The organism is Sporichthya polymorpha DSM 43042, assembly GCF_000384115.1.
GTDB lineage: Bacteria > Actinomycetota > Actinomycetes > Sporichthyales > Sporichthyaceae > Sporichthya > Sporichthya polymorpha.
In genome coordinates this window covers 1,690,442-1,716,320 of sequence record NZ_KB913029.1, presented here as the reverse complement: position 1 = coordinate 1,716,320, position 25,879 = coordinate 1,690,442, and the positions used below count along the sequence as shown (strand labels likewise).

Annotated in this window: 23 protein-coding genes and 1 riboswitch; of the genes, 14 read left to right on the top strand and 9 right to left on the bottom strand. The window is 72.1% G+C overall.

Annotated features, from left to right (window positions below; genetic code table 11):
• Window positions 1-19 precede the first annotated feature (19 nt).
• The gene (locus tag SPOPO_RS0108430) at window positions 20-1,147 is read right to left on the bottom strand and encodes a lipid II:glycine glycyltransferase FemX (RefSeq protein ID WP_019874351.1); all 1,128 of its coding nucleotides are present in this window, start codon (window positions 1,145-1,147) and stop codon (window positions 20-22) included.
• A 141-nt stretch (window positions 1,148-1,288) separates the two neighbouring features.
• Here SPOPO_RS0108430 and SPOPO_RS28450 point away from each other — a divergent pair, with 141 nt between their 5' ends.
• Window positions 1,289-2,701, top strand: coding sequence for a glycosyltransferase family 87 protein (locus tag SPOPO_RS28450; RefSeq protein ID WP_156869698.1), 1,413 nt, complete (start codon window positions 1,289-1,291; stop codon window positions 2,699-2,701).
• On the opposite strand, the gene SPOPO_RS0108420 is transcribed toward SPOPO_RS28450, so the two are convergent.
• Window positions 2,656-3,441 (bottom strand): deoxyribonuclease IV, encoded by a 786-nt coding sequence (locus SPOPO_RS0108420; RefSeq protein WP_019874349.1) that lies wholly within the window; start codon window positions 3,439-3,441, stop codon window positions 2,656-2,658. The genes SPOPO_RS28450 and SPOPO_RS0108420 overlap by 46 nt on opposite strands.
• 215 nt (window positions 3,442-3,656) lie before the next feature.
• On the opposite strand from SPOPO_RS0108420, the gene rpsF reads away from it, so the two are divergent.
• From rpsF to SPOPO_RS28440, 7 genes are all read left to right on the top strand, one after another.
• Window positions 3,657-3,947 carry a 30S ribosomal protein S6 gene (gene rpsF / locus SPOPO_RS0108415; RefSeq protein WP_019874348.1) on the top strand — a complete coding sequence of 97 codons (291 nt, stop codon included), beginning with the start codon at window positions 3,657-3,659 and terminating at the stop codon, window positions 3,945-3,947.
• Between the two features lie 97 nt (window positions 3,948-4,044).
• Window positions 4,045-4,593: a single-stranded DNA-binding protein gene (locus SPOPO_RS0108410; RefSeq protein WP_019874347.1), complete on the top strand. Its 549-nt coding sequence runs from the start codon at window positions 4,045-4,047 to the stop codon at window positions 4,591-4,593.
• Window positions 4,594-4,694: 101 nt separating this feature from the next.
• Entirely contained in the window at window positions 4,695-4,931 is a 237-nt protein-coding gene (rpsR, locus tag SPOPO_RS28445; protein ID WP_019874346.1) for a 30S ribosomal protein S18, read from the top strand.
• A gap of 11 nt (window positions 4,932-4,942) precedes the next feature.
• On the top strand, window positions 4,943-5,389 hold the full coding sequence (gene rplI / locus SPOPO_RS0108400; protein ID WP_019874345.1) for a 50S ribosomal protein L9: 447 nt from the start codon (window positions 4,943-4,945) through the stop codon (window positions 5,387-5,389).
• Window positions 5,390-5,915: 526 nt separating this feature from the next.
• Window positions 5,916-8,231 (top strand): replicative DNA helicase, encoded by a 2,316-nt coding sequence (gene dnaB / locus SPOPO_RS0108395; protein ID WP_028984618.1) that lies wholly within the window; start codon window positions 5,916-5,918, stop codon window positions 8,229-8,231.
• A 490-nt stretch (window positions 8,232-8,721) separates the two neighbouring features.
• Window positions 8,722-9,465, top strand: a complete 744-nt coding sequence (locus SPOPO_RS0108390) for a hypothetical protein (protein WP_019874343.1) — start codon at window positions 8,722-8,724, stop codon at window positions 9,463-9,465.
• Window positions 9,466-9,600: 135 nt separating this feature from the next.
• Complete coding sequence (locus tag SPOPO_RS28440) at window positions 9,601-10,458, top strand: polysaccharide deacetylase family protein (protein WP_019874342.1); 858 nt, start codon at window positions 9,601-9,603, stop codon at window positions 10,456-10,458.
• On the opposite strand, the gene SPOPO_RS0108380 is transcribed toward SPOPO_RS28440, so the two are convergent.
• Window positions 10,455-11,261 carry an XdhC family protein gene (locus SPOPO_RS0108380; RefSeq protein WP_019874341.1) on the bottom strand — a complete coding sequence of 269 codons (807 nt, stop codon included), beginning with the start codon at window positions 11,259-11,261 and terminating at the stop codon, window positions 10,455-10,457. The genes SPOPO_RS28440 and SPOPO_RS0108380 overlap by 4 nt on opposite strands.
• A 193-nt stretch (window positions 11,262-11,454) precedes the next feature.
• Between SPOPO_RS0108380 and SPOPO_RS0108375 the strand changes: the two genes are divergently transcribed.
• A complete protein-coding gene (locus SPOPO_RS0108375) occupies window positions 11,455-11,715 on the top strand; it encodes a hypothetical protein (protein ID WP_019874340.1) in 261 nt (86 codons plus the stop codon).
• A gap of 35 nt (window positions 11,716-11,750) precedes the next feature.
• Window positions 11,751-12,515 (top strand): class I SAM-dependent methyltransferase, encoded by a 765-nt coding sequence (locus SPOPO_RS28435; RefSeq protein WP_019874339.1) that lies wholly within the window; start codon window positions 11,751-11,753, stop codon window positions 12,513-12,515.
• A gap of 58 nt (window positions 12,516-12,573) precedes the next feature.
• Here the strand turns inward: SPOPO_RS28435 and SPOPO_RS0108365 are convergent, their stop codons facing one another.
• The 4 genes from SPOPO_RS0108365 to SPOPO_RS0108350 form a co-directional block, all read right to left on the bottom strand.
• Entirely contained in the window at window positions 12,574-13,059 is a 486-nt protein-coding gene (locus tag SPOPO_RS0108365) for a peroxiredoxin (protein WP_019874338.1), read from the bottom strand.
• 79 nt (window positions 13,060-13,138) lie between these two features.
• Entirely contained in the window at window positions 13,139-15,640 is a 2,502-nt protein-coding gene (locus SPOPO_RS0108360) for an SCO7613 C-terminal domain-containing membrane protein (RefSeq protein WP_019874337.1), read from the bottom strand.
• A gap of 4 nt (window positions 15,641-15,644) precedes the next feature.
• Window positions 15,645-16,496 (bottom strand): fructosamine kinase family protein, encoded by an 852-nt coding sequence (locus tag SPOPO_RS0108355; RefSeq protein WP_028984616.1) that lies wholly within the window; start codon window positions 16,494-16,496, stop codon window positions 15,645-15,647.
• Between the two features lie 39 nt (window positions 16,497-16,535).
• The gene (locus SPOPO_RS0108350) at window positions 16,536-17,021 is read right to left on the bottom strand and encodes a low molecular weight protein-tyrosine-phosphatase (RefSeq protein WP_028984615.1); all 486 of its coding nucleotides are present in this window, start codon (window positions 17,019-17,021) and stop codon (window positions 16,536-16,538) included.
• A 50-nt stretch (window positions 17,022-17,071) separates the two neighbouring features.
• Window positions 17,072-17,182, top strand: a riboswitch (TPP riboswitch).
• On the opposite strand from SPOPO_RS0108350, the gene thiC reads away from it, so the two are divergent.
• Window positions 17,179-18,963, top strand: a complete 1,785-nt coding sequence (thiC, locus tag SPOPO_RS0108345; RefSeq protein ID WP_028984614.1) for a phosphomethylpyrimidine synthase ThiC — start codon at window positions 17,179-17,181, stop codon at window positions 18,961-18,963. (Overlaps the previous riboswitch by 4 nt.)
• A 100-nt stretch (window positions 18,964-19,063) precedes the next feature.
• On the opposite strand, the gene SPOPO_RS0108340 is transcribed toward thiC, so the two are convergent.
• Both SPOPO_RS0108340 and SPOPO_RS0108335 read right to left on the bottom strand, forming a co-directional pair.
• The gene (locus SPOPO_RS0108340; RefSeq protein ID WP_019874333.1) at window positions 19,064-19,249 is read right to left on the bottom strand and encodes a CsbD family protein; all 186 of its coding nucleotides are present in this window, start codon (window positions 19,247-19,249) and stop codon (window positions 19,064-19,066) included.
• A gap of 118 nt (window positions 19,250-19,367) precedes the next feature.
• Entirely contained in the window at window positions 19,368-19,760 is a 393-nt protein-coding gene (locus SPOPO_RS0108335) for a phage holin family protein (RefSeq protein WP_019874332.1), read from the bottom strand.
• 115 nt (window positions 19,761-19,875) lie between these two features.
• On the opposite strand from SPOPO_RS0108335, the gene SPOPO_RS0108330 reads away from it, so the two are divergent.
• The 3 genes from SPOPO_RS0108330 (at window position 19,876) to SPOPO_RS35845 (ending at window position 25,765) form a co-directional block, all read left to right on the top strand.
• Entirely contained in the window at window positions 19,876-20,397 is a 522-nt protein-coding gene (locus SPOPO_RS0108330) for an LppU/SCO3897 family protein (RefSeq protein WP_156869696.1), read from the top strand.
• A 10-nt stretch (window positions 20,398-20,407) separates the two neighbouring features.
• A complete protein-coding gene (gene hisC / locus SPOPO_RS0108325; RefSeq protein WP_019874330.1) occupies window positions 20,408-21,466 on the top strand; it encodes a histidinol-phosphate transaminase in 1,059 nt (352 codons plus the stop codon).
• A 429-nt stretch (window positions 21,467-21,895) separates the two neighbouring features.
• Window positions 21,896-25,765 (top strand): LPXTG cell wall anchor domain-containing protein, encoded by a 3,870-nt coding sequence (locus SPOPO_RS35845; protein WP_156869694.1) that lies wholly within the window; start codon window positions 21,896-21,898, stop codon window positions 25,763-25,765.
• Window positions 25,766-25,879: the final 114 nt, after the last annotated feature.

Below are 25,879 nucleotides of genomic sequence, written 5' to 3'. Positions count from 1 at the left end.
GAGTCTCGTACCGCCTCGTCTACCGCTTCGCCAGGTACAGCCGGAACGCCTTGAACAGCAGGGAGTTGATCGGCAGGTCCCACTCGCCGAGGTACTCCACCGCCTGACCGCCGGTGCCGAGCTTGAACTGGATCAGCCCGAAGTGCGGGTCGGCCGGGTCAAGGGTGTCGGTGATGCCGCGCAGGTCGTACACGCCGGCGCCGGCGGCGTGGGCGTCCGACATCATCCGCCACTGGATCGCGTTGCTCGGCTGCAGCTCGCGCTTGTGGCTCGCCGAGGCGCCGTAGGAGTACCAGGCGTGGCCGCCGACGCGGATCCAGATCGTCGAGGCGAGCAGTTCGCCCTCGTGCTTGGCGAGGTAGAGCTTGAAGCGCTCCGGGTCCTCGGCACTGAGCGCGCGCATCATCGTCTGGAAGTAGCTGAGCGGGCGCGGGGTGAAGTGGTCCCGTTCGGCGGTGTGCGTGTACAGCGCGTGGAACGCCGGCAGGTCGGCCTCGGTCCCCTCGGTGACCTCGACGCCCGCCTTGTCGGCCTTCTTGATGTTGCGCCGCCACTGCTGGTTGAACCCGGCGAGCAGGTCCTCGACGGATCGCCCGGCCAGCGGAACCTGGAACACGTACTGGGGCTGGCCGGCGGCGAAGCCGGCCGCCGTCGACGGCGGGATCCACCCGGCGGAACGCATCAGCTCGGCGACCTGCCGGCCGGCCGGGTCGACGACGTCCGGCGTCAGCGCCTGGAGCTTCGTCGCCTGGCCGTCCTTGACCGCGGCCTTGATGGTCTCGGCGCTCCAGCGGCGGGTGACGACCATCGGGCCCATCCGCACACCGAAGGCCTTGCGGAACTTCAGGTGGGCGACCATCGGGTCGAGCAGCCGGCGCAGGGATGCGGCGTCGGTCACGTCCTCCCACGGCAGGACCGGACCCTCGGGCAGGTAGGCGAGGTACCGCTTCACCTTCGGGATCTGGCGGTAGAGCACGAGACCGGCGCCGACGATCTTGCCGTCGGTGTCGCACCACCCGATGGACTCGCTGCGCCACTCCTTCTTCACCTGCCCCCACGAGGGGACCTGGAGGAAGCTCGCGGAACCGCGGGAGGCGACGAGGGCGAGGTGCTCGTCGGCCGTGATCGTCCGGACCGTCAACGACATGGGGAGTGGCTCTCCTGCGGGCAACCGCGTGTGTCGCGGGCGGGTAACAAGATCGGCGGATCCACGTTATCGACCCGTGGTCCACCACGTCCTCGATACCATCGAGGTAACTGACCGCGACCGACACGAGATGGCTTCGGGGTGCACATCAGGTCCTCCAGGGCGGCCGCGCGGCCGTCGTTGCGTGCGATCGGCCCCTTTCTCGCGGTCGTCGCACTCTTCCTCGCCACGCGCACGGCGCTGCTGCTGTTCACGGTCCGTGAGCGTGAGTTCGTGCTGCCGTCGGTCACCAACGACGTCCGCGACATCTACAGCCGCTGGTACGACGTGCTCTCCACGGGCCAGTTCCCCGAGCACGACGTCATGTGGCAGTACCCCCCGGCCGCGGCCCTGGTGATTCTCGCCCCCGGGCTGCTGCCGCTCTCCTACGCGGTCGGCTTCTACTGGATCTCGTTCACGGTCGACCTGATCACCTTCGGCGTGCTGCTCGCCGCTGCGCGTCGGCGGATGGTCGAGGACGAGGTGGCCTATGCCTCGGGCGCCGCCGTCGCTCCCACCGGCCGGTGGGCCTGGGCACGGCACCAGCCGTGGGCGGCCTGGGTGTGGGCGCTCGGCGTCGCGCTCGGCGGGCCGATCGCCTACGGCCGCTACGACCTGATCGTCACCGGTGTCGCGGTCGCGGGTCTGGTGCTCCTGCTCAGCGCCGACGCGAACCCGCTCGACGGGCGCACCCGGCGTTGGGCCGGCGGCGCGGTGCTGGCCTTCGGGGCGCTGCTCAAGGTGTGGCCGGCGCTAGTGTTCCTGTGCGCGGGGCGGGGCCGGCGATGGAAGGAGACCTGGGCCGCGGCGGTCGTCGCCGGCTCGCTGATCCTGCTCGGCTTCTGGGTGACGATGCCGCACTCCATGTCGTTCCTGTCCGCCCAGGGCGGGCGCGGGGTCGAGGTGGAGTCGATCGCGGCCCTGCCCTTCCACATCGCCAGCCACCACGGGTGGGACGGCTACGTCGCGCTGAACTACGGCTCGATGGAGTACCTGGGCCCGCACGTGAACCTCGCCGCCAAGCTGTGCCTGCTCGCCAGCGCCCTCGCGTTCGGCTGGCTGGTGCTCTGGCGGCTGACCGCGCGCACCTGGCGCGACTCGACGACCGCGGACGCCGCGCTGGTCGCGGTGTTGCTGTTCGTGGTCACGAGCCGGGTGATCAGCCCGCAGTACATGGTCTGGCTGATCGGCCTCGGTGCCGTCTGCGCGCTGCACTTCGGCCCCCGCGGCACCTCGCTGATGCGGCTGCCCCTGGCGCTGGTCCTGGTCGCGACCGCACTGACCTGCGTCGAGTACCCGTACTGGTTCGACGAGCTGCTCAACGCCGAGCGCGAGGCTGTCCTGCTCGTGACGGTGCGCAACGTGCTCCTCGTCGCGGCGGCCGTGATCGGGGCCTCGCGGCTCTGGCGCAGCACGCGCGCGGCGGCGGGCGGGCAGGCCGCCGGGGGCAGCCTGCGCGTCCTCGTCGCTCAGGCAGGCAGCCGCTCCCGCAGCCAGGAGATGTCCGCGCCCTGACCCGCGGCGTCGCCCGGGGTCTCGCAGACGACCGGCGCGCCGGCGCCGGCGATGACGGAGACCAGCTCGTCGGGGTCGATCCGTCCCTTGCCGAAGTTCTCGTGCCGGTCGCGCCCGGAGTCGAACTCGTCCCGGCTGTCGTTGGCGTGGACCAGGTCGATCCGGCCGGTGATCGCCTTCACGCGGTCGACGACGGTCGAGAGCTCCTCGCCGCCGGCGTGGGCGTGGCAGGTGTCCAGGCAGAACCCGGCGCCGAACTCCCCGACCGCGTCCCAGAGCCGGGCGAGCGCGTCGAGCTTGCGGGCCATGGCGTTGTCGCCACCGGCGGTGTTCTCGATCAGCACCGGGAGGCGCATCTCCATGCGCTCGAAGGTCTTGCGCCAGTTCTCGATCCCGACGCTCGGGTCCTCCTTGGCCAGGACGTGGCCGCCGTGGACGATCAGGCCCCGGGCACCGATGCTCGCGGCGGCGTCGATCTGCTGCTGCAGGATCTTGCGGCTGGGCATGCGGATCCGGTTGTTCGAGCTCGCGACGTTCACCAGGTACGGCGCGTGGACGTACAGGGCGATTCCGGCGGCCTCGACGGCCTCCTTGAGCGCGGTCGCACCGCCCGCGTAGGCGATCGTCGGCGGCTTCCAGTCCTGCGGGTCGCCGAGGAAGATCTGCACGACCTCCGCGGCGCGCGCCTTCGCCTCCGCGATCGGGTCGGCCTGGTCGACGTGGGCACCGATGGCGAGCATGGCGGCAGCCTATGCGCGGGGGCCGACAGCGCCGCGCGGCCCGCATCGTCGAGCGCCGGACCGCCCAGCCTGTGGACGGATTCTTCGGTTGTCGGAGCCCCCGGTTAGTCTTGCTCCCGTTCGCCAGGCCCCGCCCGGGGTCCGGCGATCACGCGATAGCCCTCCTGTCACGGAGAGACCGTGACCGCCTGAGTCCAGAGGAGGCGATTCCAGCTATGCGTAAGTACGAACTGATGGTGATCCTCGACCCCGATCTCGACGAGCGCACCATCGCCCCGAGCCTCGACCAGTTCCTCACGGTCGTGCGCAGCGGTGGCGGCACCGTCGACAAGGTCGACCTGTGGGGCAAGCGTCGCCTGCAGTACGAGATCAAGAAGAAGGCCGACGGTTTCTACGCCGTCATCGAGCTGGCCGCGGAGCCCGCGGTCGTCAAGGAGCTCGACCGGCAGCTCAACCTCAACGAGGCCGTGCTGCGCACCAAGGTCATCCGGCCCGACGGGCGCTAGTCCGCTCGTCCGCCGATCCCACCCGTTCCATCCCACCCGTACCTCCAACCCATCGTCCCGACACCGTTTCCTCAGCTGAGGGAGATCGGACCCAGCCATGGCAGGCGACACCGTCATCACGTTGGTCGGCAACCTCGTCGACGACCCGGAGCTGCGCTTCACCCCCAGCGGAGCCGCGGTCGCCAACTTCCGGATCGCGTCCACACCCCGGACGTTCGACCGGCAGGCGAACGAGTGGAAGGACGGCGAAGCGCTGTTCCTGACCTGCAACGTGTGGCGGCAGGCGGCGGAGAACGTCGCCGAGTCCCTGCAGAAGGGCATGCGCGTCATCGTCCAGGGCCGGCTCAAGCAGCGGTCCTACGAGACCCGTGAGGGCGAGAAGCGCACCGTGTTCGAGGTCGAGGTCGACGAGGTCGGGCCCAGCCTGGCGTTCGCGACCGCGAAGGTGAACCGCACCGCCCGCGGTGGCGGCGGTGGCGGTGGCTACGGCGGTGGGGGCGGCGGCGGCCGCGGTGGCGGCGGCCAGTCCGACGACCCGTGGGCCAGCGCGGCTCCGGCCGGTGCCGGCAACCGCGGTGGCGGCGGTGGCGGCTGGGACAGCGGCGGCGGTGGCGGCGGCGGGTTCTCCGACGAACCGCCCTTCTAAATCCGGACCCTGATCCGGCGTCCCCCGGGCTCACCCGCGGGGGACGACAGTCCGACCACGTCCATTCCCGCTCCGGCGGGGCTCTGAAGGAGAGCACCACGATGGCGAAGGCACAGCTCCGCAAGCCGAAGAAGAAAGTCTGCATGTTCTGCAAGGAGAAGATCAGCTACGTGGACTACAAGGACACGTCGCTGCTCCGCCGCTTCATCTCCGACCGCGGCAAGATCCGCGCGCGTCGGGTGACCGGCAACTGCACCCAGCACCAGCGCGACGTCGCGACGGCGGTCAAGAACAGCCGCGAGATGGCGCTGCTCCCGTACACGAGCACCGCGCGCTAGGGGGAGTCGAGATGAAGCTGATCCTCACCCAGGAGGTCTCGGGGCTCGGTGCCCCGGGCGACGTCGTCGAGGTCAAGGACGGCTACGGCCGTAACTACCTCGTTCCGCGCGGCTACGCGATCCGGTGGACCCGGGGCGGCGAGAAGCAGGTCTCCTCGATCCGCCGCGCGCGGGAGATCCGCGAGATCGCGGACCAGGACCAGGCCAAGTCGGTCCAGGCCCAGCTCGAGGCCCTGAAGGTCAATCTGAAGGCGCGGGCCGGCGACGCCGGCCGCCTCTTCGGCGCGGTGACCGCGGCTGAGATCGTCGCCGCGGTCGTCGAGGCCGGGGGCCCGAAGGTCGACAAGCGCCGGGTCGAGATCCAGAACCCGATCAAGGCTCTCGGCGCCCACTCCGTCTCGGTGCGCCTGCACCCCGAGGTGTCGGCGACCGTCACGGTCAACGTCGTGGCGGCCTGACCGCTCGTACGTCCGGCGAGGCCCGCGTCCCCCTGGGGGCGCGGGCTTTTCCGTGTCTTCCGGCCGTTTCGAGGGCCGCCCGGAGTTGGTGGGGCGTCAGATCTGCTCACATAGTGGACACTCGCGGGGGCTCCACGGCGTGTCGTCGTCACCTCGGTGTGGCTTTTCGCTTTTCTCACGTCCACATGGGTGAGGAACGCATTTGTCCAGGTCAGACGGCAAGTCGTGGGCATGCCCCACCCAGTGTCCACAGCTGTGTCCCCAGACTGTGGACGACGAGAACACGGGGTATTCACGGGCGTCCCGGACTTATCCACCTGCCGTGGAAAAAGGCTGTGAACGAGGGCGCTTGTCCCGGCTTGTCCGTGTCTGTGAGCGGCCTTAGGTTCGCGCACTGTCGAACTTCGTGGGGCCCTGCACGGGGGTCCGGTGCCGCGGGGTTTCGACCGTCGGAAGAACTGTCAGCGGGGCCCGGTACCAAGGTTCTCGGGCCCCGCTGACCGAGCGGGACCGGGGGAGGTTCTCGATGAGCGTTGTGGAGCTCCCGCCGCCACCGCACTCGGAGTTCGAGCGCACGCCGCCGCAGGATCTGGCGGCGGAGCAGTGCGTCCTCGGCGGCATGATGCTGAGCAAGGACGCGATCGCCGACGTCATCGAGTCGCTGCGCGGCGACGACTTCTACAAGCCGGCGCACCAGCTGGTCTACGACGCGGTCCTCGACCTGTACGGCCGCGGTGAGCCCGCCGACGCCATCACCGTCGCCGCCGAGCTGACCAAGCGCGGCGAGATGGCCCGGGCCGGCGGCGCGCCCTACCTCCACACGCTCATCTCGTCGGTCCCGACCGCGGCCAACGCCGGCTACTACGCCCGCATCGTCCGTGAGCGCGCGATCCTGCGCCGCCTGGTCGAGGCCGGGACCCGCATCACGCAGATGGGGTACTCCGGCGACGGCGAGGTCGACGGGATCGTCGACGCCGCCCAGGCCGAGATCTACCAGGTCACCGAGCGCCGCACGAGCGAGGACTACCAGCCGCTCTCCGCGATCATGGAGGGCACGCTCGACGAGATCGAGTCGATCGGCAACCGCGGCGGCCAGATGATCGGCGTGCCCACCGGGTTCGTCGAGCTCGACCAGCTGACCAACGGCCTCCACCCCGGCCAGATGGTGATCATCGCCGCCCGGCCGGCGATCGGGAAGGCGCTGGCGCTCGACACGCCCCTGCCGACTCCCACGGGCTGGACGACGATGGGCGAGGTGCAGGTCGGGGACGAGCTGCTCGGCTCCGACGGGCGGCCGATCCGCGTCGTCGCCGCGACCGAGGTGCTGACCGACCGTCCGTGCTTCGAGGTCGAGTTCGACGACGGGAGCGTCCTGGTCGCCGACGCCGAGCACCAGTGGCTCACCGACACGCGCGCCTCTCGGCGCGGCTACGACGAGCCCCAGGTGCGGACAACCGCCGAGATCGCCCGCACGCTCCGCTGCGAGACCGCCGACCGCCGGCTCAACCACAGCATCCGCAACGCCGCGGCGCTCGCGCTGCCCGAGGCTGACCTGCTCATCCCGCCCTACGTCCTCGGTGCGTGGCTTGGCGACGGACACTCCGACTCCGCCCGCCTCACGACCGCCGACCCCGAGATCGTCATGTTCCTCGAAGCGGAGGGTCTCGACGACGCGCTGGAGGCGGACCTCCGCAAGCTGGACGCACTGGGGAACGCGCACATTCCGACGGAATACCTCCGGGCGTCGGAGGCACAGCGGCGGGCGCTGCTGGCCGGCCTGCTGGACACCGACGGGACCGTCAGCGGGACCGGGTCGCCGCAGTTCACCTCGACCAGCGCGACGCTGGCCAGGGACGTCTACGAGCTGATCTGCAGCCTCGGGTACCGCGCGGGCATCTCGACGAGGCGTGTGCGCGGCAAGACCGAGGCCAGTTCGGTCGCGTACACGATCACCTTTCCGACGACCGACCAGGTCTTCCGACTCGAGCGCAAGCACCGCGTGCACAAGGAGCGGTACACCCGTCGGCAGACGACGTCGCGCACCCGGACGAGGTTCATCGTCGACGTGCGCACGACCCCCAGCGTCCCGGTGCGCTGCGTCCAGGTCGACGCCGCGGACTCGCTGTATCTCGCCGGCCGCAGCCTGATCCCGACCCACAACTCCACCCTGGCGCTGGACTTCCTGCGGGCGGCGTCGATCAAGAGCGGCCAGACGTCGGTCGTGTTCTCGCTCGAAATGGGGCGCAACGAGATCACGATGCGGCTGCTGTCGGCGGAGGCGCAGATTGCGCTGCACAAGCTGCGGTCGGGGACGCTGACCGACGACGACTGGATGCGGCTGGCCCGCAAGACCGGCGAGGTGTCGGCGGCGCCGCTGTTCATCGACGACTCGCCGAACATGACGATGATGGAGATCCGCGCCAAGGCGCGGCGGCTCAAGCAGCGCCACGACCTGCGGCTGATCGTGATCGACTACATGCAGCTGATGACCTCGGGCAAGAAGGTCGAGTCCCGGCAGCAGGAGGTCTCCGAGTTCTCCCGGTCGCTCAAGCTGCTGGCGAAGGAGCTCGAGGTCCCGGTCGTCGCGTTGTCCCAGCTCAACCGCGGCCCCGAGCAGCGCACGGACAAGAAGCCGATGCTCTCGGACCTTCGTGAGTCAGGCTCACTAGAACAGGACGCCGACATCGTGATCCTGCTTCACCGCGAGGACGCGTACGAGAAGGAGTCCCCGCGGGCCGGGGAGGCGGACCTGATCGTCGCCAAGCACCGCAACGGGCCGACGAGCACGGTCACGGTGGCCTTCCAGGGCCACTACTCCCGCTTCGTCGACATGGCGCAGTAGCGGACTCCTAGCGGCCGCCGTCGCGGTGCGTGACACCGCGGCGGGCCCCGGTTGTCTCACAGCGTGGGCTTGTAGTCGTCGCGGAGCGTCGTCCGCGACGGCCGTTCGGCTGAACGTCCGCTAAGAGATGTGTCGGGTTCTCGGGTTCGACCGGCTCGCCGGTTGGGACCGATTTGCGCAGGTCCGGGCCGTTTCGATCATGACGAAGTCGTCAGATTGATCTACCCCCCGGGGGATTGGGGGGGATTCGAGAGGGGAACCGGCCTTTGATTTAGCTTCTTTGCCCAGTTATGGTCTCGGCAAGGCGTGTCACTGAGGGGGCTCGCCTGGCCACGGGGGGTAGTCGGCCCCGTCGTCTCCGGAATCGGTGCGAGTGCAAAGGCTGGGCCATATGAGTTCGGCATACGGATCGCTCCCGAGCCCGCGGTACGGCCGCGGGCGTCGGGTCGCAATCGTGGCGGCGTGTGCGTCGGTCCTGACCGGAACGGCGATGGCGTTACCCGCGGCGACGTTCGCGGACGAGGCCGCCGACACCCCGCCGATCGCGTCGGTGGACCTCGCGGGCGCTCAGCTCGCCGTCCCCGACCTGGGCGTGCCCCTGCCCGACGTCGAGGTGACGACCGCGGAGTTGCCGATCGCCTCCGTGACCGAGGCGCTCGGACTCGCAGCGGTCGTCGACACCGCCCCGGAACCTGCGGCCGCGCCCGCCGAGGCCCCCGAGGCCACCTCGGGCGCCGGGGACGAGGCCACGGTGAACTCGTGGTCGGTCCCGGATGCACAGACCTCGAGCGGCGCGAAGTCCCGCAACACCGGGAGCGCCGTGCCGACCGCGGTCGCGCCGCCCGGCAGCAAGCTCGACACCGCCGCCGGCCGGAACGTCGCGGAGGACCTGCTCACGGCCAGGACGCAGCGCCAGCTCGAGCGCCAGGCCAAGCTGCGTGCCGCGCAGGTGCTCGGCACGGAGAAGGCCTCGCCCACGACCAAGGAGGGCATGGCCCTCGCCGCACCGCTGACGGATCTGGCGTCCCGCAACGGGGTCGACACCCTGAACCTCGCCGCCGGCGGTGGTCCGGAGTCCGCCTCCGGCGACTGGAACCTGATGCCCGAGGCGCTCTACGCGCTCCTGCCGCTGCTGCTGGCCGGCGGTGCCGTGGTCGCTCACGGGCGCCGGAACGCCCGCGTCGCCGCCACGTCGGCCGCGGTCGTGCAGCGCCGCCGTCACGCGTCGCGGTAGCGGCCCTGCGCTCCTGGCGGGTCCCGAGATCAGGTCCGGCGCCGCCGGGTGCCGGTCGCGTCGGCAACGGGTCAAGTCGGACAAGAACGAGGAAACCGGACATCCCGGGCGCGCCCGAACCGGGACGCTACGCCCGTGAACCCGGGACGGAAGTGGCTGGCGAGCGGCGTGGCCGCGCTCGCGCTGGTGGGGTCGGCGGCGTACGGAGCCGGCGCGGCGTCGGAGCGCCGGAGCGTCGACTGCCGCGTGGCGAAGTGCGTCGCGATCACGTTCGACGACGGGCCCGGCCTCTACACCGACCGCCTGCTGCAGGCCCTCGACGACGCCGGCGCCCGGGTGACGTTCTTCGTCCTCGGTGACGTGTCCGCCGCGCGCCCGGCGGCGCTGAAGAAGATCGCCGCGGCGGGGCACGAGATCGCGACCCACACCTGGAGCCACCGGCAGCTGACCGCGCTCACCGACGACCAGGTGCGCAGCCAGCTGACCCGGTCCGCCGACCTCATCGAGTCGCTTCTCGGCACCCGCCCGACGTTGATGCGTCCGCCGTACGGCTCGGTGAACACGCGGGTGCAGACCGTCCTCGGCGCGCGCGAGTGGCCGATCATCCTGTGGTCCCTCGACCCGGAGGACTGGAAGGACCGCAACGCGGACACCGTCTACCGGCGCGTGGTCAACGCCACCTCGCCCGGGGAGATCGTGCTGCTGCACGACATCCACAAGACGACCGTCGACGCGGTGCCGCGGATCCTCGCGACGCTCAAGGCGCGCGGCTACACGTTCGTCACGGTCTCGGAGCTGTACAACCGGCCCCTGGTGAACGGCGGCCTCTACTTCGACCGGCACGACGCGTACGTCGGCCCCTCCCAGGCCGCGACCCTCGCACCCGAGCCCACGCCCGCCCCGCAGCCGTCGCCCTCGCCCTCGCCCTCCGCCCCGGCGGCGCCGGCCGAGGACACGGTCGAGGACCGCGCGGATTATTCAGCGGAGTCCTAGAAGGCAAAGCCCCCGGGCCGGCCGTTGCGGTCGGCGATCAGGCCGGCGAGGGTCGAGATGGCGATCTCGGCCGGGGTCCGGGAGCCGATGTTGAGGCCGATCGGCCGGTGGACGCGGTCGATCTCGGCCGGGGGGACGCCGAGCGCCCGGAGCTGCTCGCGGTGGGGCCCGGGGTGCCGGGGATTGCCGAGCACGCCGATCCACCGACTGCTCCCGGCGAGCGCGTCACGCAGGACGAGCCCCAGGCCGTCGCGGTGGTGGTCGGAGACCACGACGTCGCAGTCGGCGTCGAGGCCGGCGTCGGCGACCGCGCTCACCACGGCCGGGGCCCAGGTCCGCGCGCGTTCGGCGTGCTCGGGGTCGGGCTCGACGAGCACGCCGCGGAACCCGCAGGCGGCGCCGAAACTCAGCAGGTGGCGGGCGGTCTCGCCGGCGAAGACCACCACCAGGCCGCGGGTCGGGGCCTCGGCCGGGCTTCCGTGCGCGACCGCGCAGGAGGGATCGACGGCGGCCGTCTCCGGGGTGGCGGTTTCGGCCAGCGTGTCCGCCGCCGGGCCGGCCGCCGTCCCGGCGCTCGCGCTCACGTACACACCCGACCCGCGGCGGGCGACGGCGAGGCCTTCCCGCTGCAGTTCGGCCAGCGCCTGGCGGACGGTCATGCGGGCGACCCGGTACCGCGCCATCAGGTCGTTCTCGCCGGGCAGGGCACGGCCGGGGGCGTACTCACCCCGCGCGATGCCGGACCGCAGGTCGTCGGCGATGCGACGGTACTTCAGGGGTTTCGGGTCCTCCTGATCGGCCATCGCCGGTCGCCTCCGAAGTGAGCTCCAGGACGATCCGGGACGAACCCGGTCGAACGTGGCCTCACCGTAGAAGAGAAGACCTGACCCCGAAAGACGCCCATACCCCTCCTTAATCACTCTTGACACTCGAACCGGTCGACTTTCTAATCTCTCTAGAGAACTCGGGGCGGAACGAGTGAGAGGGAGGTACGCCGTGAGCCGGACAACGGAGCGCGTCGAGCCGGCGGGCCTCCCCCTCGAGCCGCTGTCGGCCGCCGCGTCGCCCGTCCGCGACGTCCCGCCGCTACCGACCCGGGTCCGTCGGCGCAGCGCCGCGCGGTACTGGCTGTTCCGGGCCCGCGTGGGCTGGCGTCGTCGCCGGCTGAACGGGGACGCCGCGCTGCTCGTGCTGTGCTTCCTGCTGTTCGCCGCGACGATCGCGACCGGCGTCGGCCTGGTCGCCCAGGCTGCCTGACCCGCCCGCCCCTCCCGGGGCGGCAGGATGTCCGCATGCTGCACTCCAGCGCCGGGCGCGCGGGCTACTACGGCATCGAGGCGCCGTTCATCCCCGCCGTCCAGGCGTTCCTCGCGCTGATCATGATGCAGGCCGGCTACACGCAGGCCACCCGTGAGGACGGGGACAGCCAGGGCTGGTGGCTGGTCGGCTTCGGCGCCGTGCTGCTGGGGATCGCGCTGGCCTACCTGCACGCGACGCGGCGCGGCCGCTTCCGGGCCTGGTCCCGGGAGCTCGGCGCGCTGGATCTGCGCGGGGACGAGGCGGTGCTCGACGTCGGGTGCGCCCGCGGTGCGGTCACGACCCTGGTCGCGGCTCGGGTGCCCGACGGCAAGGTGATCGGCGTCGACCTGTGGGCCCGGAGCGGTGTGCTGGCCGGCGCCCGCCGCGGCGCGGACGACCAGATCGCGCGCAACAACGCCCAGGCCGAAGGTGTCGCCGACCGGGTTCAGTTTCTTCCGGGCGACATCGACGACCTCGCCTCCGAGGGCAACCAGTTCGACCTCGTCGTCTCCGGCGGCGGGATCGGCCGGCTCGGCTCGCCCGCGACGCGCGCGGCGGCGGTCGACGAGGCGGTCCGGGTGACCAAGCCCGGCGGTCGGATCCTGATCGCCGACGTCCGCAACACCCGCCGCTACGCCGAGCGGCTCACCGAGCTCGGCTGCGAGGACGTCAGCTCCCGCTCCGCCGGCCCCGAGGCCTGGTACGGCGGGCCGTGGCTCCCGCTGGTCTTCGTCAGCGCGCGCAAGCCGGCGGCGTGACCGCTACGTCCGAAGAAGTGGTCGCGATAGCAGCCACTTCTTCGGACGTTGGAGCAGATCAGAGCTTGGCGAGGATGTTCTCGCACGAGGAGGCGTTGACGCCCGGGCCCGGCTCGACCTCGAGCTTGGTGATCGTGCCGTCCTCGATGACCGCGGCGTAGCGCTGCGAGCGGGTGCCGAGGCCGAAGCCGGCGCCGTCGAAGGTCAGACCCATCGCGTTCGCGAAGTTCGCGTTGCCGTCGGCGAGCATCTCGATCTTGCCCTTGGCGCCCTGGGCGTCGGCCCACGCGTCGAGGGTCCACGCGTCGTTGACCGCGATGCACACGATCTTGTCGACGCCCTTGCCGGCGAGCGCGTCGGCGCCCTGGACGAAGCCGGGCAGGTGCTGCTTGCTGCAGCCCGGGGTGAAGGCGCCGGGGACGGCGAAGAGCACGACCTTGCCGCTGCCGAGCACCTCGGCGCTGCTGACCGAGGCCGGCATGCCGTCCTCGCCGAGCACCTTCACCTCGACGTCGGGAACCTTGTCGCCCACCGCAATGGCCATACCGTCACTCCAGAGATCGGATCGCTGTCGGCCCGCTCGTCGGGCCCGTCGGCCCCGACGCTACCCAACGCCGGTGGGGTCAGCCGAGTTCGGCCAGGCGGGCGGCCACCCGCCGCAGCTCCCGCAGCCGCCGCTCGAAGCTGACGCCGAGGACGAGCAGGAGCAGTCCCGCCCCGCCGATGCTGACCCACCGCGGGAGCGCGGCGGCGTACGGGCCGATCTGGATCAGCGCGTCGACGGCGAGCACGACCGCCCCGAGGACGAGCGGCGCCTGCAGCCGGAACCGGACGCCGGCGAGCAGGACGACCAGCGAGACCCCGCCGAGCAGCAGGGGCCGCAGCAGCCCGTCGTCGCCGGGCGTCGCGACCAGGCTGGGCGCGAACCCGACCGTCAGGCCGGCGCCGTAGGCGCGCCACGACGACAGCTCCGCATCGCGGCGCGCGGCGAACGCACCCGCGATCACCAGCGCGACGGCCGGCCCGGTCGTGTACGCCTCGGGGGTCTGGACGTCCGCCATCGCGAGGCGTACCCAGCTGCTGAGGGTGAGGAGCGCCCCGGCGAGCCAGCCGGCCGGGCGCCGGTCGCGGCGGAGCGCGACGAGCGCGGCCGCCACGCCACCGGCGAGCAGCGCGAGCGAGCTCCAGTGACCGTCGGACTTCACCGCACCGAAGGCCACGACGGCGGCGCCGAGGGCGGAGAGCTCGAGCGTCCGCCGCTCGAGCTCCCGGCCGACCAGGCCCGCCGCGACCGCGAGGACACCGGCCGCCGTCACCGCGGCCGTTCCGGCGGCGGCGGCCGAGACGTCGGCGATGCGGGTGAGGACGCCGACCTCGGCGACCGCGGCCGCCGTTGCGACCCCTGTCGCGACCAGGCCGGCCAGGTGGCGGCCACCGAAGGCGCGCACGACCGCGGCCGCGGCCAGGACGCCGGCGAGGGCGAGCGGCGTCGCGGATCTCGCCGCCAGCGACCACACGAGGCCGATCCCAGCCGCGACCGATCCGGCCGCGGTCAACCCGATCGCGACCACGACGTGATGCCGGGACAACGCTGCCCACACCAGCAGCGCGCAGCCGGTGCCGACCAGGCCGAGCACGGCGACCAGGTACGGGGCCTCGGTCGCCACCGGCAGGACGACCGCGGTTGCCGTCGCGAGCACGCCGGCGGCGAGCCCCGCAGCCTGGCCGGCCAGTTGAGCCCGGAACCGAAAGCCGATCAGCACGGCCGCGGCCGTGAGCAGGGCGAGGGTCACCGCGACCGTCCCGTGGTGGGGCCAGGTCGTGCCCAGCACCTCGCGGGCGTTCGAGTCCAGCGGCTGCGACCACGGGTCGTCGAGCCACTCGAAGGGTCCGGTCACCGCGCGGGTCACCGGCTCCGCGACGTCGAGCAACGCGGCGAGCCCGGCGACCCCGAGAACGACCAGAGGGCCGTCGCGCCACTGTCGTGGGAGGGGCACGGCGGTGAGGGTGAGCGCGACGGCGAGGAGCAGCGCGACTCCGCCGGCCGTGGCCGCGTCGTGCTCCCACGCGCGGTGCATCGGGGCGTGGGCGGCGCCGAGCAGCGCGGTCGCCGCGACCGCGCTCCCGATCTCGGGCGCCGCGACCGTGCCGCGGTGGTGCCGGGCGAGCGTCGCGGCGCCTGCGGCCACGAGCCCGAGCAACCCGGCGCCGGCCGCTGTGCCGATCGAGGTGTCCGCGTCCTCGCCGTAGGCGAGCACGGTGGCGTTGATCGCGCTGCCGACCCAGGTCAGCCCACCGCCGACCAGCAGGACCAGCCGCGCCGACGCGGGTCGCACCGGCCGGAGCGCGCCGAGCACGACGGTGCCCTGCGCGAGCAGAACGACCGTCGCGGCGACGTCGCCGAACCGGTCGGCGAGGACGAACAGCGGCAGCTGAACCCCGACCGCGGCGGCGATCCGGAGCACGCGCAGCGGGAGGACGCGGTGCGCGAGGAACGCGAGCACCGCGAGGGTCCCGAGTACCGCGGCCCAGTACGCGTCCGCGGCGGTGTCACCGGTGCCGGCGAGGTCGTTCTCGCGGATGCCGTACGCGTCGAGCAGCAGCAGCGCGAGCGTCAGCGTCCCGAGCGCCTCGGCCGTCCCGGGCAGTTCGCGGCGGTGCGCGAACCGCGTCCCGACCGCGGCGGCGGCGGTCAGCGCGGCGAGGATCGCCGTCCGGCCGCCGATGCCGAGGCGCCCCCAGGCGACGACGGTGAAGATGAGCGCCGCCACCGCGAGCAGCAGCACCCCGAGGGCGAGCAGGGTCTGCTGGATCGTCCGCGGCGTGACGGTCTCCCGTGGCTTCCGCCGCTCGGGCGGCGACCAGGTCGGCGTCGGCCACGGGGTCGTGGGCCCCGCGGGTGCCGGCGCGGGCGGGGGCGCGGCCGTCGTGGGCTCGCGGAGGGCGCGGAGCAGGGCGGCCCGGGCGTCGAGGGCGTCGGCCGCCGCCTGGGACGCCCACCACAACTGCTCGACGAGCTGACCCTGCAGCGGCAGCGCGCAGGACGGACAGGCCGCCGGACGGTCCGTCAGAACGACGCCGCAGTCGGGGCACCGCGTCGGGTCGCGGAGCTGGGTCGCGTCCACGGCGTCATCGTGTCGCGCGCAGGACCTCCCGGGCCAGCCGTCCGGCCCGCGCGCCGTAACCGCCGCCGAAGAGCGCCGCGTGGACGACGACCGGGTGGAGCTGGTGCAGGGCGACCCGCTCGCGCCAGCCGTCGGCCAGCGGGGCGGCCTCGTCGTACGCGCCGAGGATGCGCTCGAGCAGCGGGCAGCCGAACAGGGCGAGCATCGCAAGGTCGGTCTCGCGGTGGCCGCCGTGCACCGCGGGGTCGATCAGGTACGCCGGCCCGGCCGCGGACCAGTGGACGTTTCCCGCCCACAGGTCGCCGTGCAGCAGCGCGGGTGGCTCGGCCGGCCCCGCCACCGTGGGCAGCACCGCGAGGACCTGCTCCACCAGCGCGACGTCCGCGGCGTCGATCCGGCCGCGGTCGACCGCGTGCTGCAGCGCGGCCCCGACCCGTTGCTCGGCGTAGAGCTCGGACCACGTCGCCGCCGGGCGGTTCGGCAGGCGGAGCGAGCCCAGATAGCCGTCGCCGGTCCCGCCGAACTGCTCGGCCCCGGCCGCATGGGTGGCCGCGAGCGCGCGACCGAACTCCTCGGCCGCCGCCGGGGTGGGTCGTCCGGGCTCGATCCACTCGAGCACCAGGCCGTCGTCGGTGACGTCGAGGACCGCGGGCACCGGCGCCCCGCCCGCCGCCTCGAGGCGCCGCAGACCCTCGGCCTCGGTGCGGAAGAAGTCGGCGGGCGCGCCCGGCCGCGTCTTCGCGAACACGACCCGGCCGTCGGCGAGGGTCAGCCGGCTCGCCCGGCAGATGTCACCGCCGCCGACCGGCGCCGCCGCGGCGACGCCGACCCCGAGCACCGTCGTTGGAGATGTCATCTCCACCGGATCAGCCCCCTGCCGTTGGAGATGTCATCTTCAGTGCAGCTGGGTCTGAAGCTCGGCGATCAGGCCGTCGCACGCGCGCTCGACCTGGTCGAGCACGAGCTGGTAGTCCGCGGTCGTGCCGCCGTAGGGGTCGGGGACGTCGAGGTCGTCCTCGCTCGCCTCCGGGTCGTAGGAGCGCAGCATGCGGACGCGGTCGCCGATCTCGCGGTCCGGCGCGAGCCGGCGGAGGTCGCGCAGGTTGTTCGCGTCGAGGGCGATCACCAGGTCGTAGTCGTCGTAGAAGCGGGGGACGAACTGCCGCGCGGTGTGGGTGTCGTCGTAGCCGTGGGCGACGAGCATCGCCCGCGCCGGCGGGTGCGCGCCCTGGCCGACGTGCCAGTTCCCGGTGCCGGCGCTCTCGACGACGACGCGGTCGTCGTCGAGACCGGCCTCGGCGAGCTTGTGCCGCAGCACCGCCGCCGCCATCGGGGACCGACAGATGTTGCCCAGACAGACCATGCAGATGCGATAAGCCACGTGTTCATCCTGCCCAGCCGCCGACGTGAGTAGGTTGGGGGCCTTTCCAAGTCCATATCCGCGGGAGCTCGGGCCACCGGGCTGAGAGGGCAGCTGACGCGCTGCCGACCGCCTGAACCTGACCGGGTAATTCCGGCGTAGGGAGTTCGCCATGTCCATGACCATGGAACCGCCGGCCGTCACGTCCGACGACAGCGGCGACAACAACGAGAACCGACCCGCGTTCTCGAAGACCTACCTGCAGGGCTCGCGCCCCGATCTGCGCGTCCCGATGCGGGAGGTGCACCTGACGACCGGCGACTCGGTCGTCCTCTACGACACGTCGGGTCCGTACACCGACTCGACGGTGACGACGGACATCCGCCGCGGCCTCGACCCGCTGCGCGCGGCCTGGATCCGTGAGCGGGGTGACGTCGTCGAGTACGAGGGCCGTCCGATCTCGCACCTCGACGACGGGTACAAGGACGACGACCGGCGCGCGGCCGGCCTGCGCAACCTCGACGCCGTCTTCACCGGTGGCCGCCAGCCGTTACGGGCGAAGGACAAGCCCGTCACGCAGCTGCACTACGCGCGGCAGGGGATCATCACGCCGGAGATGGAGTTCGTGGCCCTGCGCGAGGGCTGCGAGCCGAGCTTCGTCCGCGACGAGATCGCCCGCGGCCGCGCGATCCTGCCGGCCAACGTGAACCACCCGGAGAGCGAGCCGATGATCATCGGCCGCAACTTCCTGGTGAAGATCAACGCGAACATCGGCAATTCGGCCGTCGCCTCCACCATCGAGGAGGAGGTCGAGAAGATGACGTGGGCGACCCGCTGGGGCGCCGACACCGTCATGGACCTCTCGACCGGGCGGAACATCCACACCACGCGCGAGTGGATCATCCGGAACTCGCCGGTCCCGATCGGCACCGTCCCGCTGTACCAGGCGCTGGAGAAGGTCGACGGCAAGGCCGCCGAGCTCACCTGGGAGATCTACCGCGACACCCTCATCGAGCAGTGCGAGCAGGGCGTCGACTACTTCACCGTCCACGCCGGCGTGCGCCTGGCGTACGTGCCGCTGACCGCGAAGCGCAAGACCGGCATCGTCTCCCGCGGCGGCTCGATCATGGCCGCGTGGTGCCTGGCGCACCACCAGGAGTCGTTCCTCTACACGCACTTCGAGGAGATCTGCGAGATCCTCGCGCAGTACGACGTCTCGTTCTCCCTGGGCGACGGCCTGCGCCCGGGTTGCACCGCGGACGCCAACGACGCCGCGCAGTTCGCGGAGCTGCAGACGCTCGGCGAGCTCACCGAGATCGCGTGGCGCCACGACGTCCAGGTGATGATCGAGGGCCCCGGCCACGTCGCGATGAACAAGATCAAGGAGAACATGGACCTCCAGCTGGAGGTCTGCAAGGAAGCGCCGTTCTACACGCTCGGCCCGCTGGTCACCGACATCGCGCCCGGCTACGACCACATCACCTCCGCGATCGGTGCGGCGATGATCGGCTGGTTCGGCACCGCGATGCTCTGCTACGTCACCCCGAAGGAGCACCTCGGGCTCCCGAACAAGGACGACGTGAAGACCGGCGTCATCACCTACAAGATCGCCGCGCACGCCGCCGACCTCGCGAAGGGTCACCCCGGCGCGCACGCGTGGGACGACGCGCTCTCCGACGCCCGCTTCGAGTTCCGGTGGGAGGACCAGTTCAACCTGGCCCTCGACCCGGACACCGCGCGGGAGTTCCACGACGAGACGCTCCCCGCCGCCCCGGCGAAGACGGCACATTTCTGCTCGATGTGCGGCCCGCACTTCTGCTCCATGCGGATCACGCAGGACGTCCGCAAGTACGCGGAGGAGAAGGGCCTCGACGAGGCGTCCGCCCTCGACGCCGGCATGGCGGAGATGTCGGACCGGTTCCGCGCCCAGGGCGACCGCGTGTACCTGCCGCTGGCGGACTGACCGGCGGACTGGTCAACGGACTGGCCCGGCGCGTCAAAAAAGGGTGACACCCCTTACTGCGGAGTAAGGGGTGTCACCCTTTTTGCGCACAGCAGCCGCGTCAGTCGCCCATCAGCTTCTTCGCGGCGTCCTTCACGTTCTCGCCGGCCTTCTTGACCTGAGCCTTGGCCTGGTCGCCCTGGCCCTCGGCCTCCATGTCGCGGTCGCCGCCCATCCGGCCGGCAGTTTCCTTGGCCTTGCCGGCGGCGTCGTCGATGGCGTTGCCCAGCTTGTCGGTGGCACCCATGGTTGGGCTCCCTTCTCTCCCGCGCCGGGGGAGTGCCCGGCACGGGGCAGGACTGCCCCGGACGCCGCGCGTCAATCGGCGGGACAGCTCACACCGCGGGCCCGGCGGTCGGAGGAGGTCAGTCGACGACCTTGCTGACCAGGCTCAGCGGCCAGCTCACCAGCGTGACCACGAGGGCGCCGAGCAGCGCGGCGCCGAAGCCGTCGACATGGAACGGCACGTCGAGCGCGTCGGAGATCGCGCTGGTCAGCAGCAGCATCAACGCGTTGATGACGAAGATGAACAACCCGAGCGTGACGAGAATGAAGGGCAGGCCGACGATCGTCGCGATCGGCTTCACCACCGCGTTCACCACTCCGAAGATCGCGGCGACGAGCAGCAGGACGAGGAGCTTGTCGCCCCAGCCGTCGTCCTCGGGCCCGGTCGTGTTCAGGGTGATGCCGCTGACGACGGCGGCCGCCACCCACAGCGCGGCGGCGTTGATGCCGAGCCGGATCGCCAGGTCCTTCATCTCGGCTCCTCACGGGTGAACTGCGGGAATTCCTGCCCTCGATCGTGTCACGTGAGGCCCCGCACACCTCGGAGGCCGGGTTTTGGCCACGCCCGCGTTCGGGCAGGGGTCCCCCATGCGCGTTTCAGCGGGACGTCTGCTCGCGGTGGCCGGCGCCGGTGCCGTGGCTGTCGTGGCGGTCGGTCCGGGATCCAACGTGGCCTCGAACGCGGCGTCCACCGCGCCGGCCGCCCCGGTCGGCTCCTGCGTCGACGGGGACAAGCAGTCGGCGCCGTGCGACGACCCGGCGGCGGTCTACGAGGTCCTGGCGACGGCGAAGTCCGCGACGGGCTGCCCCACCGGGGACTACTTCTTCGCCGACGCCGCCCGCGGTTCCGACAGCGGGTCCGAAGAAGGTCTGTGCCTCGGCTACAACGTCGCCGTCGGGGACTGTGTCCAGGACGACCCCGAGAGCCCGCGGCGCGTGGCGTGTGCCCCCGAGGTCCTGACCCCGACCTTCCGGGTCCTGCAGGTCGTCGACGGCCGCGCCACCGCCAACGCCTGCCGGGGCAGTGACTCCGGCCCCGTCGCCGCGCTCACCTACTCGGTCCCCAAGCGCACCCTGTGCCTGGAGCATCTGCCGGTCGCCAACCGGTAACTTGCCGCCCATGGCGGGCCCCCGGATTCGGCAGGCGATCGACGGCATCCCCGGCTACAAGCCCGGCCGCGTACCTCCGGGCGGAGCGGCCTTCAAGCTGTCCTCGAACGAGAATCCGTACCCTCCGCTCCCCGCGGTCCTCGAGGTACTCGCCGCCGCCGCGACCGAGGTCAACCGGTATCCCGACCTCGGCGCGACCGCGCTGGTTCACGCGCTGGCCAAGCGGTTCGGGGTCCCGGTGGAGGATCTCGCCACCGGCACCGGCTCGGTGGGCGTCGCGCAGCAACTCCTCCAGGCCACGACCGGGCCCGGCGACGAGGTCGTCTACGCCTGGCGGTCGTTCGAGGCGTACCCGATCCTCGTCCAGATCGCCGGCGGCACGTCGGTCCGCGTTCCCCTGACGCCCGACGCGCGGCACGACCTGCCGGCGATGGCCGCCGCGCTGACCGACCGGACGCGGCTCATCTTTCTCTGCAGCCCCAACAACCCCACCGGTCCGGCGATCCGGCGGGACGAGCTGAACGAGTTCCTCGACGCGGTCCCCCCCGACGTGCTGGTCGTCCTCGACGAGGCCTACCGGGAGTTCGTCACCGATCCCGAGGTCCCGGACGGCGTCGACATCTATCGGGAGCGGCCCAACGTCGCCGTCCTGCGCACCTTCTCCAAGGCGTACGGCCTGGCCGGCCTGCGCGTGGGCTACGTCATCGCTCCGCCCCAGGTCGCGGCCGCGGCGCGGGCCTGCGCGGTCCCGTTCGGGGTGTCCGGACTGGCCCAGGCGGCGGCGGTGGCATCCCTGCAGGCGGAGGACCAGCTGCGCGCCCGCGTGGCCGACCTGGTCGCCGAACGCGCCCGTGTGGTGCAGGTTCTCCGGGACGCCGGGTGGCATATGCCCGAAACGCAAGGAAATTTCGTTTGGCTCCCGATTGGCGTGGGCAGTAGCGAGTTCGCAGCGACCTGCGAGGCCGCCGGCGTGATGGTGCGACCCTTCGAACCGGAGGGCGTCCGGATCACCGTCGCCACTGCCGAGATCGACGACCGCTTCCTGGAGGTCGCCACCCGCCCTCGGTGATCGCGTGAGGACGTTGCTCCGAATGGGTTACCGGAAGCGGTCGAGGCCTGGGACACGCGCGCTCACACGCCGGGGATTAGGCCGAATTGATCACGGAGCGAAATTAATTGGCCACAACGCGGCGTGACGATGAACACGTCTCACATCACGTAACGGAGTGGTTTTCCGGAAACGGCGCAGGTGAGCGCAGTGTTCCGGATCGTTCGGGTGATCGGGCAATGTCACGTTGTGTCACAGGGTTTTCTCAGGGACCAGTTTTGGCTGTTTCGGCACGGGCGTGCCCCGTGACGAACTGGTAGAAACAGGCGGCACGACACGGGGCTTCAGGACGTCGGCCGTGTTCGGCGACGCCGCGACTTTGATGAGGTTGAGATGCGAGTTCGTTCTTCTGTTGGACCCACCGGGCGGCATCGCTCGGCGTCGTCCGGCATGACGCCGACAGTTCGTCGGCTGACGTTGGCGTGCGCTGCGGGCGTCGGTCTCGTCGTCCTGCAGGCGGCCGGCGTGGCCACGACCGCGCAAGCCTCCACCGCCCCCGCCGGGGCGCCCGCCAAGGACTTGACGCAGCGCTCTGGCATGGCCATCACCTTCAACGGTGGCGCCCCGGTGGCGCCGGCCGAGCAGGAGCAGCAGGACCAGGCCTCCGTTCCCTTCGCCCCGGTGAAGAAGGAGAGCCTGATCGACGGTCTGGACCTCGACCTCTCGCCGCTGCTCGGCGAGCTGGACGAGGACGACGAGGACGAGCTGCTCGGCCTCGGCCACATCCTCGACCTGGCGGAGCCGGGTGAGGGCGCCGAGGGCGGCGACGGTTCGATCCTCAGCCTCCTCGGCGAGGCCCACTCGAACGGTGACAACTCCGGCGGCGACGGTGGTCTGCTCGACATCGTCGACGGCGGGCACATCCAGGGCGAGAACTCCGGCGGCGACGCGAACCCGATCGCCGTCGGCGGTAACGACCAGGGCCCCGAGGCTCCCGACGCCGTGACGCCCAGCGTCGCGACCGCGGGCGTCGACGTGCTCGGTCTGATCGTCCTCGGTGACGGCACCAACGACAGCCCGCTGCAGATCGGCGAGGACGGCACCGACGGCGAGGGCAGCGTGATCGCCATCGGCAACGGTGGCGACGGCGGCGGCGACTCGGTCGCCCCGCGTTTCGCGACCGCCGGCGACGACGGCGCCCTGATCTCCATCGGCAACGGTGGCGACGGCGGCCTCCTCCCGAACAAGGGCGGCGACGGCGTCATCCTCGAGATCGGCGAGGGCGCCGACGGCGGTGCGAAGGACGACGCGAACGGCGGCAACGGCGGTGTCGTGTCCGTCCTCAACGTGGTCACGTTCGACCCCAAGGACGGCAAGCTCATCACCCTGCTCGACAAGGACGCCCCTGACGGTCCGTCAGGTGGCGACGTCGCCCGCACGCTCGCTGAGCCGCGCGTCGACAGTGACGGTGGCCTGCTGGGCACCGGCCTCCTCGAGGACGGCCTCATCTCCATCGCCAACGGCGAGAAGGGCAACGCCGACCCGAGCCAGGGCGACGTCGGCCCCGGCGGTGACGGCGCGCTGCTGAACATCGGCAACGGTGGCGACGGCGGCCAGATCGGCCCCGGCGTCGGTGGCGACGGTGGCCTCATCTCGGCCCTCAACGGCCTGATCCGCAAGCCTCCGGCGGAGGCGTCGATCCCGACCTCCGGCGGCGACGGCAACCTGATCTCGATCCTCGACATCGAGCAGAGCCAGCCGAGGAACTCCGGCGGCGACGGCACGCTGGTCACCGTCCTCACGGGTGGCAGCCAGGACGTCGTCGAGGAGCTGCTCGACGCGGTCGGCGACGTGGTCGACGAGGTTGTCGACGGTGTCGGCCTCCTGCTCGACGACGTGCTCAGCGCGGACCTCGGTGCGGAGCTCGGCGAGACCGTCGACACCCTGCTGGACGAGCTCGGCGAGGCTCTCGACCTCGGCAGCGTCCAGACCTCCGCTCCGGCCGAGGACGACCCGGTCGGCGGCGAGGGCAACATCCTGACGATCGCTCAGCTCGGCCCGGGTGCCGGCAAGGGCGAGGGCTCCGGCGGCGACGGCGGCCTGAGCAACATCCTCAACCTGGAGCCGAAGGAGCCCAAGAGCGACGGCTCCGGCGGCGACGGCGGCATCCTCAACCTGCTCAACAACCCGGGCGGGCGTACGTGGAGCGACGCGAGCCTGCGCACCTCCTCGAAGAACCCGGGCGACGAGCTGCGTCCGACCGGCCAGATGGCCCCGGTCGAGGACCCGCCGTCGAGCGACGACGGCCCCCAGGGCGGTAGCGGTGGCGACGGTGCTCTCGGCAACGTGGGCAACGGTGGCGACGCCAAGGGCACCGCGACCGGCAACGGTGGCAACGGCACCCTGGTCGGCGCCGGCAACGGTGGCGACGACAAGGGCTCCTCGTCCGGCAACGGTGGCAACGGCACCGGCGTCGAGGCCGGCACCGGTGGTGGCGACCGGGGTTCCGAGAGCGGCAACGCCGGTGACGGTGGCGTCGCCGAGGTCTCGAAGGCCGGGTCCTCGGACCGCGGGCACAACCACGGTGGCGACGGCACGGTCGCGGGCGTCGGCAACGGCGGCGGCGGCGCGGACCCGTCCTCGGACGGCGCGAGCAACGCCAACCCGGCCAACGGCGTCAACGGCGCCACCGGCGCCCTGCTCAACGCCGGCAACGGCGGTCGCTCCTCCAACGGCGGCACGGGCAACGGCGGTGCGGGCACGCTCGTCGACGCGGGCCTCGGCGGCAACGCCGGTGGCGGCAACGGCAGCGACGGCACGGGCGCGATCGCGAACCTCGGCAACGGCGGCGACGGCGCGGCCTCCAGCGACGGTGCCGGGGACGGCAGCGACGCGGACCGCGGCGGCCTGATCAACATCGCCAACGGTGGCGACGCCCTCTCGGACGGCTCCGGCTCCGGTGGCGACGGCTCGCTCGTCGAGGCCGCGACCGGTGGCGTCGGCGAGAACGACGACCACTCCGGCGACTCGGACGACCCGAAGACGTCGGGCACCCCGGCCGACGGTGGCCTCCTCGCCCTGGGCAACGGCGGCAACTCCTCGGGCAACGGTGACGGCGGTTCCGCCGCGGTGGTCGGTGCGGCCAACGGCGGCAGCGGCAAGCACGAGGAGAACGACAACAACCCGAACAGCGACGACGACACCAGCGGTGGCGGCGACGGTGACGGCGACGACGACGGCGTCCTGCCGGGCGGCGACGGCGCGCTGATCTCCCTGTTCAACGGTGCCGACAACGGCAAGAACCACCTGATCGAGATCGGCAACGGCAGCGAGCCGCTGGTCGACGTCGCGAACGGTGGCCCCGGCGCCGGCACCCCGGCCGGTGCGAACGACGCCCCCGGCGTCCACATCGGCAACGGCGGGGCGGGCGGCAACGTCGGCTCGGACGAGCCGGACGACGACGACGCGGGCACCTACAACGAGGGCCAGCTCATCGAGGCCTTCAACGCGGCGGACGCCGACGGCGCGGGCCCGGACAAGGGCGACATCCCGCTGATCTCGGTCGCCAACGCCGGTGACGGCGCGGGTGCGAACACCGGTCCGGACACCGGCCGCAGCCCCGGCGCGATCGACGTCGGCAACGGCGGCAACTCCGGCAACACCGGCGGCCCGGCCGACCACTCCCTCCCGACCCTGATCGAGATCGCCAACGGCGGTAACGGTGGCGGCCTCGACGGCGACGGTGGCGACAGCAACATCGTCCGCGCAGGTGAGGGTGGCGACGGCTCCGCCGGCGCCGGCCACTCCGGTGGCGACGGTGGTTCCGTGGCGGTCGTCGGCGGCGGTAACGGTGGCGACGGTGGCGCCGGCGACGATTCCGGGCAGAACGGCGGCGACGTCGTCCTGGTCGGCCTCTACAACGGTGGTCCCGGCGGTAACGGCACCGGTGGCAAGGGCGGCGACGGTGGCGACGGTGGCATCACCTCGATCGTCAACGGCGGCGACGGCGGCACCGGCCCCGGCGACGACGACGGCGGCCGCGGTGGCCCGGCGGACGGCCTGGTCAGCGTCGGCAACGGCGGCGACGGCATCCCGGGCAGCCCGTACGACGGTGGCTCCGGCGGCGGCATCGGCATCGGCAACGGTGGCGACGTCGGCGAGGTCGAGGTCAACGTCACCCCGCCGAGCGCCGGTGGCGTCGAGGTCGAGGAAGAGCTCCCGGCGACCGGTGGCAGCGCGGACGGTATGGGCGCGGCGGCCGGCCTCGGTGCGGTGCTCATGCTCGGTGGCGCGGCTCTTCGCCGTCGCTTCCGCGACTGAGAGTTCGCTGCACCGCACGTCCCTGACGGACGTGCATAACTGAACACAACGGACAACACGACCTCCCCCGTCGGCCTCGGCCGGCGGGGGAGTTCGCGTTCGGGGTGTGTGGGC

Bases quoted from the DNA above. Each gene is read 5' to 3' on its own strand.
- SPOPO_RS0108430 (WP_019874351.1), bottom strand. From the start codon at position 1,147: ATGTCGTTGACGGTCCGGACGATCACGGCCGACGAGCACCTCGCCCTC.
- SPOPO_RS0108420 (WP_019874349.1), bottom strand. From the start codon at position 3,441: ATGCTCGCCATCGGTGCCCACGTCGACCAGGCCGACCCGATCGCGGAG.
- rpsF (WP_019874348.1), top strand. From the start codon at position 3,657: ATGCGTAAGTACGAACTGATGGTGATCCTCGACCCCGATCTCGACGAG.
- SPOPO_RS0108410 (WP_019874347.1), top strand. From the start codon at position 4,045: ATGGCAGGCGACACCGTCATCACGTTGGTCGGCAACCTCGTCGACGAC.
- rpsR (WP_019874346.1), top strand. From the start codon at position 4,695: ATGGCGAAGGCACAGCTCCGCAAGCCGAAGAAGAAAGTCTGCATGTTC.
- rplI (WP_019874345.1), top strand. From the start codon at position 4,943: ATGAAGCTGATCCTCACCCAGGAGGTCTCGGGGCTCGGTGCCCCGGGC.
- dnaB (WP_028984618.1), top strand. From the start codon at position 5,916: ATGAGCGTTGTGGAGCTCCCGCCGCCACCGCACTCGGAGTTCGAGCGC.
- SPOPO_RS0108390 (WP_019874343.1), top strand. From the start codon at position 8,722: ATGGCGTTACCCGCGGCGACGTTCGCGGACGAGGCCGCCGACACCCCG.
- SPOPO_RS0108380 (WP_019874341.1), bottom strand. From the start codon at position 11,261: ATGGCCGATCAGGAGGACCCGAAACCCCTGAAGTACCGTCGCATCGCC.
- SPOPO_RS28435 (WP_019874339.1), top strand. From the start codon at position 11,751: ATGCTGCACTCCAGCGCCGGGCGCGCGGGCTACTACGGCATCGAGGCG.
- SPOPO_RS0108365 (WP_019874338.1), bottom strand. From the start codon at position 13,059: ATGGCCATTGCGGTGGGCGACAAGGTTCCCGACGTCGAGGTGAAGGTG.
- SPOPO_RS0108355 (WP_028984616.1), bottom strand. From the start codon at position 16,496: ATGACATCTCCAACGACGGTGCTCGGGGTCGGCGTCGCCGCGGCGGCG.
- thiC (WP_028984614.1), top strand. From the start codon at position 17,179: ATGACCATGGAACCGCCGGCCGTCACGTCCGACGACAGCGGCGACAAC.
- SPOPO_RS0108340 (WP_019874333.1), bottom strand. From the start codon at position 19,249: ATGGGTGCCACCGACAAGCTGGGCAACGCCATCGACGACGCCGCCGGC.
- SPOPO_RS0108335 (WP_019874332.1), bottom strand. From the start codon at position 19,760: ATGAAGGACCTGGCGATCCGGCTCGGCATCAACGCCGCCGCGCTGTGG.
- SPOPO_RS0108330 (WP_156869696.1), top strand. From the start codon at position 19,876: ATGCGCGTTTCAGCGGGACGTCTGCTCGCGGTGGCCGGCGCCGGTGCC.
- hisC (WP_019874330.1), top strand. From the start codon at position 20,408: ATGGCGGGCCCCCGGATTCGGCAGGCGATCGACGGCATCCCCGGCTAC.
- SPOPO_RS35845 (WP_156869694.1), top strand. From the start codon at position 21,896: ATGACGCCGACAGTTCGTCGGCTGACGTTGGCGTGCGCTGCGGGCGTC.